The sequence below is a fragment of the [Clostridium] ammoniilyticum genome, from assembly GCF_025566905.1.
GTDB lineage: Bacteria > Bacillota_I > Bacilli_A > Erysipelotrichales > Coprobacillaceae > Faecalibacillus > Faecalibacillus intestinalis.
The window spans coordinates 35507-49392 of the sequence record NZ_JAOQJR010000004.1; the positions used below are offsets into that span (position 1 = coordinate 35507).

Consider the following 13886-nt stretch of genomic DNA (forward strand, 5'->3'; position numbering starts at 1 on the left):
TTTTTCTAAAATGGAAAGAGATTTTTTTTAATTGATTAAAAATGATACACTATCATTTGTAGTAGAGAAAGTCGTATGGAATATAAACTAATAGCTTTTGATATGGATGGAACATTATTAAATTCTAATAAACAAATTTCAAAGAAAACCCAAGAAGCAATTGCTAGAGCAGTTGCGCATAATAAAATTGTGATTTTAAATACAGGAAGAAACCCTGCAGAGCTTGAAGAATTTTATGATATTTTACCAGGTGTTCGTTATTTAAATTGTATCTCAGGCGCACTTGTTTATGATTTAAAAGAAAAGAAAGCCTTATATCAAAAAAGTTTTGATGAAGATATTTTGAAAAATATTTATTAAAAGAGTAACGGAAGTTACTTTTTTTATGCTAGGATAAAAACAAAGGAAGTGTTTAAGATGTTTAAAAAACCAAATAACATGACGGTCATGGATTTTACAGGAATTTATGAAAATGAAAAGTTTTATAAACATAAAAATATTAGATGGCTTGATTTACATGAATTACAAGGTGTTTATGGTTATTGTAGTCAAGAAGCAAGAAGAACAATAGAAGCTAAAATAAGTAATCTATCTCCTGAAGGTATACATTTTATAGATTCTGGTAATTTTCATTATGTTAGTGAGTTTTGGATAGAAAAAATGGAACATGATTTTATTTTAGTTGTTTTTGATCATCATAGTGATATGATGCAACCGATGTTTGATGATATTTTAAGCTGTGGATCTTGGATTTTAAATAGTTTAGAAAATAATAAATATTTAAAAAAAGTGATTTTAATAGGTATTGATGAAAAACAGGTTTCATTGATTAAACGTCAAGATAAGGTTCTCTATTTAACAGATGATGATTTAGAAAATAGAGAAGTGTGGAAAAAAGTTGATGATTTATTACGTCAATATCCTTTATATATTTCAATTGATAAAGATGTTTTGAGTCAAAATGTTATTCAAACAGATTGGGATCAAGGTTCTATGCAACTCATGGAATTTAAAATATTACTCGCTTATTTATTTAAAAACAGTCAAACAATTGGAATTGATATTTGTGGAGAATGTGCTAATGAAGTAGGACAATTAAATGAAATTAAAGAAGATGATGCTTTTAATGAAAAAATACTTTCCTTTTTAAAAAAAGAAGAGGATTAAGTAAAAAGTCTTAATCCTCTTTTAAAGTATTATGAAACATATTTAAAAGTAATTCTACAAAGATTACAACAATCGATTGTAAATCAACAATTGATTGTTTTGATAAAGTATATCCTGGAAGAATAAGTGTATTTTCAATTAATAATTTAGGCTTTGGATTTAAAGTAATTATATACGTATTTTTAGAGGCGTTTGTAAGGTCAAAAAAACGAGAAACATTATTTTGATTACCTTCAATAGAAAAATAAATCAAAAGGTCATCTTCATGAATTGTATTATAAAGATGACTTGCTTGCATATAATCATAAGCAAAATAAGTATTAATACCTAAATCTTGTAATCCTAAAACTAAATGCTTTGCTGGTAAAGATGAATAATGAACACCAATGATATAGATGTTTTTGGTGTTTTTTATTTGTTTAATAAGTTGGTTGAGCTTATTTTGATCAATGTTATTGAATTGACGAATGACTGATAAATATTTAGATGTTAATTCATCAAATAGATTTTCAGAATTTACTTCAACATGTTCTTGATGCAAATAATGAAGCATGTCAAAACGAAAATCTTTATAACCTTTATAACCTAAAACTTGACAAAATCTTAAAATTCCAGAAGTTGAAACTTGACATAGTTCAGCAATTTTAGTAATCGTCGCTGTTTCAATAGCTGTAGGGTTTTGAACAATATAATCGTAAACTTTACGTTCTGTTTTAGAAAAATCATTTTTATGTAAGTGGATGGTTTCCATTAAGTTCATAGTCTCACCTCATGTTTATTTTATATAAAAATGATAAAATTGTCAAAATAATATGTAACTATTGACAAAAGAAAATAATAAGATTATGATTTGCTTGTAAAAATTATCAAAATAAAACGTAAAAAGTTACAAGGAGACTATTATGAAACAATTACCAGAAGGATTTTTATGGGGTGGCGCAACTGCTGATTTCCAATATGAAGGAGGATTCAATGAAGGAGGAAGAGGACTTTTATCACATGACTTTGAAACAGATGGATCAATGGAAAATCCAAGACATCATACATTTCAAATGCCTGATGGAACAATTTTAAAACCAAGAAGTTCATTTTTCTATGCTGATCCTGTTCCTAATGAAGCAAAGCCAGTTTTTTTAGATGATGAATATTATCCAAGTCATCAAGCGGTTGATTTTTATCATCATTATAAAGAAGATATTGCTTTAATGGCAGAAATGGGATTTAATGTTTTCCGTTTTAGTATTTGTTGGAGTCGTATTTATCCTTTGGGAGACGAAGAAACACCTAATGAAGAAGGATTAAAATTTTATGATGAAGTTATTTCGGAACTTGAAAAACATCATATGGAACCACTTATTACTATTTGTCATGATGAAATGCCAATGCACTTAGCTTTAAAATATGGTGGATGGTCAAATCGTTTTGTTATTGATTGTTATGTAAAATATTGTAAAACACTCTTTGAAAGATATGGAAAACGATGTAAATATTGGTTGACATTTAATGAAATCAATGCTGTTAGAGGATTTGGGCCATGTGGAACAAAAGAAAGTGATGGAAAAGTGAGATATCAAGCAGATCATCATATGTTTGTTGCTAGTGCTAAAGCTGTTATTTTAGGACATCAAATGATGCCAGGTAGCATGTTTGGAACAATGTATGCAATGAGTGAACTTTATCCAGCAACGTGTAAACCAGAAGATATGTTTAAACGTCTTCAAGCAAGAAGAGAAAACTGGTATTTTATTGATACGATGGCAAGAGGTTATTATCATCCTTATGCTAAAAGTGTGTGGAAACATCATGGCTTTGATTCATTAGAAATCACAGAAGAAGATAAAGAAATTTTAAAAGAAGGACAATTAGACTTTGTTTCATTTTCTTATTATCGTTCAAATACAGTAAAAAAAGATGATCCATGGTTTAATGTTGGAGGTTCTTCAAATCCTTATTTGGAAAATACACCTTGGGGATGGCCTGTTGATCCACTTGGGCTTAGACATTGTATGAATGAAATTTATGATCGTATTCAAAAACCAATTTTTATCGTAGAAAATGGTATGGGAGCTATTGATCAAGCAGATGAAAATGGATATGTTGAAGATGATTATCGTATTGATTACTTACAAAAACATTTATCAGCTATGGCTGATGCGATTAATGAAGATGGTGTTGAATGTTTAGGATATACGATGTGGGCACCAATTGATCTTGTTTCTTTATCAACTGGAGAAATGAAAAAACGTTATGGATTTATTTATGTTGATATGGATGATAAAGGAAATGGAACTTTAAAACGTACAAAGAAAAAATCATTTAATTGGATGAAACATATTATTGAAACAAATGGGAAAGCCCTTGATGAAAAACTCTAGCAATCAGCTAGAGTTCTTTTCATTATTGACACTTCTTTATAATTCCTATAATATTAGTAGGAAAAGAGAGGTACCTTATGATTTATTTAGACTATGCAGCCAATACACCAATAGAAAAAGAAGTACTTGATACGTATTATCAAGCAACCATGAAATATTTTGCTAATCCTAATGCAAGTCATACACTAGGATTACAAGCAAAAGAAGTTATTGATCAAACAACAAAGCACATTGCTGAACAATTACATGTTTTACCTGAAGAAATCATTTATACATCAGGAGCTAGTGAAGCCAATAACCTTGCAATCAAAGGTATTTTAGAAAGATATAAACATCGAGGTAAACATGTTTTAATTTCACCTTTAGAACATAATTCAATTTTATCAAGTCTTACAAAAATGCAAGAAAATGGTTTTATTGTTGAAATGATTCCTTTAAAAGAAGATGGACAAGTCAATGTTGAAAAAATGAAATCAATGATTCAAGAAGATACGATTTTAGTAAGTGTTTGTAGTGTGGATAGTGAACTTGGAATTAGACAACCGATTGAAGAAATTGGAGAAGTTTTAAAAGATTATAAATATTGTTTTTTTCATAGTGATGCTTCTCAAGCAATTGGTAAAGTAGCTATTGATTATCGAAATGTTGATTTGATTACTATTGCACCTCATAAGTTTTATGGTATGTTGGGAACTGGTATGTTAATTAAAAAGAAAAAAGTTGGTTTAAAAACACAAATTGATGGGGGAAAGTCAACAACTGTTTTTAGAAGTGGAACGCCTGAACTGGCACATATTGTATCGATTGAAAAAGCTTTAGAGATTGCTCTTTCCAAACAACAAGAACGAGAAATTTATGTAAAATCAATCAATCATCAAATGCTTGAACAATTAAAACAATATGATCAAGTATTAATAAATCGTACAAAATATTCTTTACCTCATGTTATTAATATTTCCTTAAAAGGAATGAAAGCTACAAAATTTGCACAAATGCTCGATCAACAAGGTATCTATATTTCTACTAAAACTTCATGTTGTCCTGTAGAAACACCTTCTAAAATGGTTTATGCGCTTTATCAAGATCGTCAAAGAGCGATGTCTTCTTTTAGAATTAGTTTATCGCATTTAACAACAGAAAAAGAAGTTCAAGATTTTCTAAAAATCTTTGATCAATGTTACAAGGAGTGCTTTGGAAATGGAAAAATATAAAGAAATAGAAAGAAGTATCATAAAAACATATCGTAAAGAAATTTGGTCTAAATTTATAAAAGCTGTTAAAAATTATCAACTTATCCAAGAAAATGATAAAATTATGGTTTGTATTAGCGGTGGAAAAGATTCTTTTTTAATGGCTAAGTGTATTCAAGAATTACAAAGACATGGGCGTGTTCCTTTTGAAGCTCATTATGTTGTGATGGATCCAGGATATAACAGTTATAATCGTGATTTTATTGAAGATAATGCAGATTTATTGAATGTACCTATTAAAATCTTTGAAAGTAATATTTTTGATGTGGTTTCAATAGTTGATAAAAGTCCATGTTATTTATGTGCAAAGATGAGAAGGGGCTATCTTTATAGTAAAGCACAAGAGTTAGGATGTAATAAAATTGCTTTAGGACATCACTTTGATGATGTGATTGAAACAATACTTCTTTCGATGTTTTATGGTTCTGAAATCAAAACGATGATGCCTAAATTACATAGTGAAAACTTTGAGGGATTAGAGCTTATTCGCCCTTTATATTTAGTAAAAGAAGAAAGTATTATTTCTTGGCGTAAACATAATGATTTGACTTTTATCAATTGTGCATGTCGTTTTACTGAAGGATGTTTTTTAATTAATGATGGAACAAGTAAAAGAAAAGAAGTCAAAGAACTCATTAAAACAATGAAACAAGTAAACCTAAATGTTGATCAAAATATTTTTAAAGCTTTAGATAATGTTAATTTAGATTGTATTTTAGGAACGAAAAAGGATAAAGTTTACCATAGCTTTTTAGAGGATTATGAAAAATAAAGAAATTATAAAAAAAGCTTTTGAAAAATCGATACCTATTATGTGTAGTTATCTTTTTGTATCGATTGCTTGTGGAGTGATGATGAACGAAGCGGGCTTTTCTTGGTATGTAGCATTACTTGTGAGTTTTTTGATTTATACGGGTGCTTTTCAATTTCTTTTGATTACTTTATTAAGTGGGGGAACTTCTTTACTTGCAATTGGTGTTACAACTCTTTTAATGAATAGCCGACAACTTTTTTATAGTTTATCTTTTATAGATGTTTTTAATAAAATGAAGCAAAAATGGTATATGATTTTTACCATGACTGATGAAACTTATGCGGTTAATTGTAATCTAGAAGATCAAGATAAAGAACAAGTTATGTTTTATATCGCACTTTTTTCAAGATGTTATTGGCTTATTGGAACTGTTTTAGGAGCGGTACTTGGTAATTTGATTCCGTTTGATTTAACAGGAATTGATTTTTGTATGACAGCCTTGTTTATTATTATTTTTATGGATCAATTAGAGAAAAATAAAGATCATTTTCCTGCTGTTGTAGGAATTGTTATCGCTATTATTTGTTTGATTGTTTTTGGCAGTCAAAACTTTATGTTACTTTCATTGATTATTTCTTCAATGATTTTACTTGTTAAACAAGGAGGAACATCTTATGAATAGTTATGTACTTTCAGCAATTATTCTTTCTGCTTTAATTACTTTTTTATTAAGAGCTTTTCCTTTTCTTTTGTTTAAAGAAAAAGAACTTCCTAAATGGTTTGAAAAACTAGAAAAGCATTTACCAATGACTATTATGGCAGTTCTTATTGTTTATTGTCTAAAAGATTTAAAAACGCAATTAACAACACTTTTTATTCCTTATCTTTTAGCGTGTTTAACAGTTGTTTTTTCTTATAAATGGAAAAAGAATACTTTTTTAAGCATTATTTTATCAACTCTTGTTTACATGATTTTTATCCGTCTATAGTTTGTTAAAAATATCACAAGCTATAGATTTTTTATTTTGGTAGTGCTATAATTATATCAACACTTAAAAATTGTATTTAAGGAGGAAATATAAATGGGATTTTTAACAGGTAAAACAGCAATTATTACAGGAGCAGGACGTGCTGTCTTAGAAGATGGAAGTTGTGGTTCTATTGGTTATGGAATTGCGACAGCTTATGCTAAAGAAGGAGCTAATCTTGTCATTACAGGACGTAATGTTAAAAAATTAGAAGCTGCTAAAGAAGAATTAGAAAGATTATATGGTATCAAAGTTTTAACAGTTCAAGCAGATGTCAATGCTGGTGCTGATAATGAAGCCGTTGTTAACAATGTTGTTAAACAAGCAATGGATACTTATGGAAGAATCGATGTTTTGATCAATAATGCGCAAGCATCAGCATCAGGGGTAACATTAGCTGATCATACAACAGAACAATTTGATCTAGCAATGTATTCGGGACTCTATGCAGCCTTCTATTATATGAAAGCATGTTATCCATATTTAAAAGAAACAAAAGGATCAGTTGTCAACTTTGCTTCTGGAGCAGGATTATTTGGAAACTATGGACAATGTTCATATGCTGCTGCCAAAGAAGGAATCCGTGGATTAACACGTGTAGCTGCTAATGAATGGGCGAAAGATGGAATCAATGTCAATGTGGTATGTCCTTTAGCTTGGACGGCACAATTAGAACAATTTGAAAAAGCATATCCAGAAGCCTTCAAAGCAAATGTTAAAACACCACCAATGGGACATTTTGGAAATAATGAATTAGAAATTGGACGTGTCTGTGTACAACTTGCTAATCCTGATTTTAAATATATGACAGGAGAAACACTTACATTAGAAGGTGGACTTGGATTAAGACCTTAATAATTAATCACTCTTAGGAGTGATTTTTTTATGTATTCTTTTATAATGAATATATAGGAAAGAAGGAATGGTTATGAAGTATGCATTAATTAATGGAAAAATTTTAAATGGTCATCAGGATATGGAAGTAGAAACAGGGAAAGCAATTTTTATTGAAAATGAAAAAATTGTGGCTATTGAACCTTATCGTAATTTAGATAAATCTTATCAAATTATTGATTTACAAGGAAAATATATTTTACCAGGACTCATCAACATGCATGTTCATCTTGCAGGAAATGGAAAACCACAAAAGAAACAAAAAGATAATGAAAAGACAGTTAAAATGTTGATGTCTAATCCATTATCACGAAAAATTACGTATAAAGTGGTTTCTAATTTCGCTAAGATCGAATTAATGAGTGGGGTAACAACAATTCGTACAGTTGGAGGAATTGCTCATTATGATTCTAAATTCAGAGATGAAATTTTAAAGAGAAAAGTTATTGGTCCAAGAATTGTTGCCAGCAATGAGGGAATTTCTGTTCCTCATGGTCATATGGCAGGATCAGTCGCCATTGCTGCCCATAATAATGAAGAAGCTCTAGCTTTAGTGGATAAAGCAAAAAGTCAAAATGTTGATTTGATTAAACTTATGATTACTGGTGGGGTTTTAGATGCAAAAGAAAAAGGTGTGCCTGGCGAATTAAAAATGCCTCCTGAAATGGTAAAAGCTGTTTGTGATAGAGCGCATCAACTTGGTTATAAAGTAGCTGCTCATGTTGAATCATCTGAAGGGGTACGAGTAGCTTTAGAAAATGGTGTTGATTCGATTGAACATGGAGCAAAATTAGATGATGAAATGATTGCTTTATTTAAAGAAAAGAAGGCTTTTTTATGTACGACGATTTCACCAGCACTTCCGTTTGCGTTGTTTGATCCAAGTATTTCCAATGTTTCAGAAATAGAAAAATACAATGGTGAACTCGTTTTCAATGGTATTATTGATTGTGCAAAGCAAGCATTAGAAAATGATATACCTGTTGTTTTAGGAAATGATGTAGGATGTCCATGGGTGAGTCAATATGACTTCTGGCGAGAACTTTATTATTTCCATAAATATATTGGTGTTTCTAATCGTTTTGCTTTATATACAGCCACTTCACTTGCTTCTAAATACGCTGGTCTTGAAAATATTACAGGAAGTATTGATGTTGGTAAGGATGCAGATATGATCGTTGTAAGTGAAAATCCTTTAGATGATTTAAAAGCTTTAAGATATGTTGAAAAAGTATTTACACGTGGTAAATTAATTGATCATCCAAAGGTAAAAATCAATAAAACAGTAGAAACAGAATTAGATAAGTATTTATAAGGAGTTAGTTATGAACAGAAAATTTTTCTTTTTTGACATAGATGGAACATTAGCAGTAGGAACACCAGGAAGACAATACATTCCTGAATCAACAAAAAAAGCAATTCGCATGTTAAAAGAACAAGGTCATTTTGTGGCTATTGCGACAGGAAGAAGTTATGCAATGGCAGTTGATCATATGAGAAGTCTAGGTTTTGAAAATATGGTGAGTGATGGTGGTAATGGAATTACAATTGATAATGAACTTATTACCATTAAACCATTAGATTATCAAAAATGTTTAAATCTCATAGATGAATGTAAAGAAAAAGGATTTATTTGGGCTATTTCACCAGATAATAAAACAAGAAGATTAGCTCCGGATCAACGCTTTTATGATTTTACACATGATGTCTATATGGATACTGAGGTTGTAGATGGATTAGATCCTAGAAATTATGATCAAATTTTTAAAGTCTATGTAGCTTGTTTTGCACCTGAGGAACAAAAATTAGAAACACTAAAAGAATTACCTTGGTGTCGTTTCCATAAAGAATATTTATTTGTAGAACCAGGTGATAAATCAGTTGGTATTAAAATGATGGTTGATCATTTTAAAGGTGATTATAAAGATATCGTTGTTTTTGGTGATGAAAAAAATGATTTAAGTATGTTTAGAGATGAATGGACAAGTATTGCGATGGGAAATGCTATCGATGAACTAAAAGAAAAAGCAACTTATGTAACGACACCATGTGATCAAGATGGTATTTATAATGCTTGTGTACATTTTGGGTGGATAAAAGAAAATGATTAAAAGTAATAAAATGACGGAGTGAACACCACTCCGTATTTTTTAATCATAGAAAAAATGTTGACTCTCCCCTTAGGGGATAATTCATAATTTGAAATAGGAAAGGAGAATAGGAAAATGTTAAAAATTGGAGAATTTTCAAAGTTGTCTCATTTAACAGTTAAAGCACTACGCTTTTACGAAAGAAAAGGCATTCTGATTCCTAAAAAAGTAGATGAACAAACAGGGTATCGTTTTTATGAAACAAGTCAACTTAAAGAGGCAGCAAGAATTAAGTCTTATCGTCAATTAGGGCTAACAATTGAAGAACTACAAGCAACTAATAAAGGTATTAATCTAAAGGAAATCCTAATATCTAAAGCAGAGTCCTTGAAAAGTCAAAAAGAAGAAATTGAAAATAGGCTTTTGATTATTCATCATCTTTTGAATGCTAGTGAAATGCAATATCAAGTAATTGAGAAAGTAATACCTGAAACAATTGTCTATTACAGCGAAGTAAAGATAAAAAATTATTCGGATATGATGAAAATTATTCCTAACCTTGCAAGTGAATGTATAAAATTGAATCCAGATATAAAATGTACAAGACCGCCGTATGAATTTTGTGAATATTTAGATAAAGAACATAAGGAAAATAATATTTTGATTCGACACAATGAAGCAGTGGAATGTATGGGTAAAGAAAGTGAACGCATAAAGTTTAAAATAATTCCAACAACAAAGGTATTAAGTATCTTTTATAAAGGGGCTTATGATGAAATTGGTGTGGCGTATAGTTTTCTTATGAAATATGTAGAGGATAATGGTTATCAAGTATCGGGACGATCAAGAGAATGTTATATTGATGGTATTTGGAATAAAGAATCAGTTGATGAGTGGCTTACAGAAATTCAAATACCCATTGTTTAGGAGGAAAGAAAGATGGCTTTTGATTTTAAAAAAGAATTCAAAGAATATTATAGACCTAAAAATAAACCAGAAATTATCAATGTACCATCATTTAATTTTATTGCTATAAGAGGAAAAGGCAATCCTAATGAAGAAAACGGGAGTTATCGGCAAGCCATTCAAGTACTTTATGCAGTAGCTTATACTTTAAAAATGAGTTATAAAACAGATTATCAAATTAAAGGTTTTTACCAATTTGTTGTACCGCCACTTGAAGGTTTTGGGTGGCAAGAAAATGTTGAAAATGTTGATTATTTACATAAAGAAAATTTTAACTGGATTTCAGTAATTAGACTTCCTGACTTTATTACAAAAAAAGATTTTGATTGGGCAGTAAAAAGAGCCACTATTAAAAAGAAGATAGATTGCTCAAAAGCGGAATTTTTTACTTTTGAAGAAGGATTATGTGTGCAAATGATGCATCAAGGATCTTTTGATGATGAAATAAATACAGTAGAAATAATGAATCAATTTCTTCAAGAAAAGGGGTATCAAAATGATTTTAGTAAATCAAGATTGCATCATGAAATTTATTTATCAGATGCAAGAAAAAATGCTCCGGAAAAATGGAAAACAGTGATTCGTCATCCAATATGTAAAATCGACAAAAAATAAAGATTTTATGGATGAAAATAATGTTTGACATTGGTATAAATATATAGTATGATGACAAGGCAGTAAATGAATAGCAGCACATAGAGGATTGAAAAAATGCGTTAATATCAAATGATTGCAAAGTACCTGGCTGCAATGGGAAATGCTTAATATTAACACTTATCGATTGATCTATGCAATGTTATTGCTTTATGCAAATAAAACAATACGGAGGAAAATTTATGGCACGTTATACAGGACCACAATGGAAAATCTCTCGTCGTTTAGGATTCTCAATCTTAGAAAACGGGAAAGAATTAAACAGAAGAGCTTATGCTCCAGGTCAACATGGACAAAAAAGAAAAAAACAAACTGAATATGGATTACAATTAGCAGAAAAACAAAAAGTAAGACATATGTATGGAGTTAATGAAAAACAATTCCACAACACATTTAATCAAGCAGGTAAAATGGAAGGTATCCATGGTTACAACTTCTTATGCTTATTAGAAAGAAGATTAGACAATGTTGTTTATAGATTAGGTTTTGCTTCTACAAGAAGACAAGCTAGACAATTAGTAAACCATGGTCATTTCTTAGTAAATGGTGTTAAAACTGATATCCCATCATACAGAGTAAACGTTGGAGATGTTATCGAAGTAAGAGAAAGATCATTAAATTTAGCAGTTATTAAAGAAGCTTTAGAAAACAAAGTTGCAACTCCAGCTTTCGTTGAAGTTGATACTAATAAATTAACTGGTAAATTAACTCGTTTACCTGAAAGATCTGAATTAAACTCAGAAATCAATGAATCATTAATCGTTGAATACTACAACAGACTTGGTTAATAAGAAAAACAGCTTTTATAGCTGTTTTTTTGTATATAAAGGAGAATTTATGAACGCAAAGCTCATTATTTATTGTAAGGAAAAGATTCAAAATTATGAATCATTAAAACAATTATGTTTGTTGATGAACATTGAAATAATTTTATTGAATGAACAGATGACACAAAATAAAGTTAAAGATATTTTAAATAAAAAGATTAAAAAAACAAAAAAGAATAATTTAGAACCAGCAGTTGTTGTTTTTTCAAACATTGCAGCTTTACAAATGGATCAAATATTATCAAAATTAAAAAATAATTCAACACTTTGTTTAAAAGCTGTTGTGACAGCAACAAATTATAATTGGACATTTGAAAAATTAGTTTTACATTTACTAGAAGAATATCAAAAAAATAAATAAATCGTGTAGAATAGAGGTAGTAATTTTGGTATAATGGTAAAAGAATAATAAGGAGGTTTTTATGAACGAAAGTAGAATTTGTATTGCTCTTGATTTTAAGACAAAAAGTGACGTTGAAAACTTCTTAAAACAATTTGAGGGAGAAAGTCTTTATGTAAAAGTAGGGATGGAATTGTTTTATGGAGAAGGAATTGAAATCATTAAAATGATTAAAGAAATGGGACATAAAATCTTTTTAGATTTAAAATTACATGATATTCCAAATACTGTAAAAAGTGCCATGAGACAACTTGCTAAGTTAGATGTTGATATGGTCAATGTTCATGCTTCAGGTGGTATTGAAATGATGAAAGCTGCTATTGAAGGATTAGAAGAAGGCAAAACAAGTGGTAAAAGACCATTATGTATTGCTGTAACATGCTTAACATCTTTAGATCAAGATGTTTTAGATAATCAGTTACTTATTCATGAACCATTAGAAAATGTTGTATTAAAATGGGCTGAAAATGCAAAAGCAGCAGGATTAGATGGGGTTGTATGTTCACCATTAGAATCAAAAATCATTCATGATCATTTAGGAAAAGAATTTTTGACAGTTACACCAGGAATTCGTCTTGCAAGTGATAATGTCAATGATCAAAAACGTGTAACAACACCAGCTATGGCAAAAGAACTTACTTCAAGCTATATTGTTGTTGGTAGGACAATTACAGGAAGTCAAGATCCTTTGGCGACATATAAAAAAGTTTATCAAGATTTTCAAGGAGAATAGAAATGAAAAAAATTATTGCTAAAGATTTATTAGATATTAAAGCTGTCTTTTTAAGACCGAATGAACCATTTACTTGGGCAAGTGGTATTAAATCACCAATTTATTGTGATAACCGTTTAACTTTATCTTATCCAAAAGTAAGAAAAGATGTTGAACAAGGACTTGCTCAACTTGTAAAAGATAATTTCCCAGATGCAGAATGTTTAATGGGAACAGCTACTGCTGGGATTGCACATGCTGCTTTAGCTGCTGATATTTTAGATTTACCAATGGGGTATGTTCGTGGAGGAGCTAAATCTCATGGACGTAATAACCGTATTGAAGGTGTTGTTAAAGAAGGAATGAAAGTTGTTGTTGTTGAAGATTTAATTTCAACTGGTGGTTCTTCTTTAGAATGTGTTGAAGCTTTAAGAGAGGCTGGATGTGAAGTTTTAGGATTAATTGCTATCTTTACTTATGGTTTAGATAAAGCAACAGTTAATTTTGAAAATGCACATTGTCCATTTGTGACTTTATCAAATTATGATACTTTAATTGAAGTAGCAAAAGAACATGACTATATTAAACATGAAGATATGGAAAAATTAAAAGCTTGGAAAGTTGATCCAAGTGATGAATCATGGATGGATAAATAAGTATTTTTAGGGAATGATGGTTATTTAAAGCCATTGTTCCTTTTTTTTGTTTTTATTTGCAAAAAATAGTGGTATGATGTAAAAGTAATAGTAGGTTTACTTTTTGGAGGTAA

Annotated in this window: 17 protein-coding genes; 16 read left to right on the forward strand and 1 reads right to left on the reverse strand. The window is 29.8% G+C overall.

Annotation, left to right across the window (positions count from 1 at the left end):
* Window positions 1–75 precede the first annotated feature (75 nt).
* Complete coding sequence (locus tag OCV55_RS04955) at window positions 76–360, forward strand: HAD family hydrolase (RefSeq protein ID WP_147579984.1); 285 nt, start codon at window positions 76–78, stop codon at window positions 358–360.
* A 57-nt stretch (window positions 361–417) separates the two neighbouring features.
* Window positions 418–1167, forward strand: a complete 750-nt coding sequence (locus OCV55_RS04960) for an arginase family protein (RefSeq protein WP_267309820.1) — start codon at window positions 418–420, stop codon at window positions 1165–1167.
* 10 nt (window positions 1168–1177) lie between these two features.
* Here OCV55_RS04960 and OCV55_RS04965 read toward each other — a convergent pair whose 3' ends face one another.
* Window positions 1178–1927, reverse strand: a complete 750-nt coding sequence (locus tag OCV55_RS04965; RefSeq protein ID WP_147579985.1) for a MurR/RpiR family transcriptional regulator — start codon at window positions 1925–1927, stop codon at window positions 1178–1180.
* Between the two features lie 142 nt (window positions 1928–2069).
* On the opposite strand from OCV55_RS04965, the gene OCV55_RS04970 reads away from it, so the two are divergent.
* From OCV55_RS04970 to pyrE, 14 genes are all read left to right on the forward strand, one after another.
* Window positions 2070–3542 (forward strand): glycoside hydrolase family 1 protein, encoded by a 1473-nt coding sequence (locus OCV55_RS04970; protein WP_032091396.1) that lies wholly within the window; start codon window positions 2070–2072, stop codon window positions 3540–3542.
* Between the two features lie 77 nt (window positions 3543–3619).
* Complete coding sequence (locus OCV55_RS04975) at window positions 3620–4753, forward strand: cysteine desulfurase family protein (protein WP_147579986.1); 1134 nt, start codon at window positions 3620–3622, stop codon at window positions 4751–4753.
* The gene (locus OCV55_RS04980) at window positions 4740–5564 is read left to right on the forward strand and encodes a tRNA 2-thiocytidine biosynthesis TtcA family protein (protein WP_147579987.1); all 825 of its coding nucleotides are present in this window, start codon (window positions 4740–4742) and stop codon (window positions 5562–5564) included. The genes OCV55_RS04975 and OCV55_RS04980 overlap by 14 nt, the downstream gene beginning before the upstream one ends.
* Window positions 5554–6228, forward strand: a complete 675-nt coding sequence (locus tag OCV55_RS04985) for an AzlC family ABC transporter permease (RefSeq protein WP_267309821.1) — start codon at window positions 5554–5556, stop codon at window positions 6226–6228. The genes OCV55_RS04980 and OCV55_RS04985 overlap by 11 nt, the downstream gene beginning before the upstream one ends.
* Window positions 6221–6535 (forward strand): branched-chain amino acid transporter permease, encoded by a 315-nt coding sequence (locus tag OCV55_RS04990; protein ID WP_147579989.1) that lies wholly within the window; start codon window positions 6221–6223, stop codon window positions 6533–6535. The genes OCV55_RS04985 and OCV55_RS04990 overlap by 8 nt, the downstream gene beginning before the upstream one ends.
* Before the next feature lie 93 nt (window positions 6536–6628).
* A complete protein-coding gene (locus OCV55_RS04995) occupies window positions 6629–7429 on the forward strand; it encodes an SDR family NAD(P)-dependent oxidoreductase (RefSeq protein WP_032091392.1) in 801 nt (266 codons plus the stop codon).
* Window positions 7430–7502: 73 nt separating this feature from the next.
* On the forward strand, window positions 7503–8783 hold the full coding sequence (locus OCV55_RS05000; protein WP_147579990.1) for an amidohydrolase family protein: 1281 nt from the start codon (window positions 7503–7505) through the stop codon (window positions 8781–8783).
* A gap of 10 nt (window positions 8784–8793) precedes the next feature.
* Window positions 8794–9579 (forward strand): HAD-IIB family hydrolase, encoded by a 786-nt coding sequence (locus tag OCV55_RS05005; protein ID WP_147579991.1) that lies wholly within the window; start codon window positions 8794–8796, stop codon window positions 9577–9579.
* Window positions 9580–9693: 114 nt separating this feature from the next.
* A complete protein-coding gene (locus OCV55_RS05010) occupies window positions 9694–10485 on the forward strand; it encodes a MerR family transcriptional regulator (RefSeq protein ID WP_147579992.1) in 792 nt (263 codons plus the stop codon).
* A 12-nt stretch (window positions 10486–10497) separates the two neighbouring features.
* Entirely contained in the window at window positions 10498–11139 is a 642-nt protein-coding gene (locus OCV55_RS05015) for a GyrI-like domain-containing protein (protein ID WP_147579993.1), read from the forward strand.
* Between the two features lie 221 nt (window positions 11140–11360).
* On the forward strand, window positions 11361–11966 hold the full coding sequence (rpsD, locus tag OCV55_RS05020) for a 30S ribosomal protein S4 (RefSeq protein ID WP_022001159.1): 606 nt from the start codon (window positions 11361–11363) through the stop codon (window positions 11964–11966).
* A 49-nt stretch (window positions 11967–12015) separates the two neighbouring features.
* Window positions 12016–12366 carry a DUF3783 domain-containing protein gene (locus OCV55_RS05025; RefSeq protein WP_147579994.1) on the forward strand — a complete coding sequence of 117 codons (351 nt, stop codon included), beginning with the start codon at window positions 12016–12018 and terminating at the stop codon, window positions 12364–12366.
* 61 nt (window positions 12367–12427) lie between these two features.
* A complete protein-coding gene (pyrF, locus tag OCV55_RS05030) occupies window positions 12428–13138 on the forward strand; it encodes an orotidine-5'-phosphate decarboxylase (RefSeq protein WP_022001157.1) in 711 nt (236 codons plus the stop codon).
* A gap of 2 nt (window positions 13139–13140) precedes the next feature.
* Complete coding sequence (gene pyrE, locus OCV55_RS05035) at window positions 13141–13773, forward strand: orotate phosphoribosyltransferase (protein WP_032091382.1); 633 nt, start codon at window positions 13141–13143, stop codon at window positions 13771–13773.
* The last annotated feature ends 113 nt before the right edge of the window (window positions 13774–13886 follow it).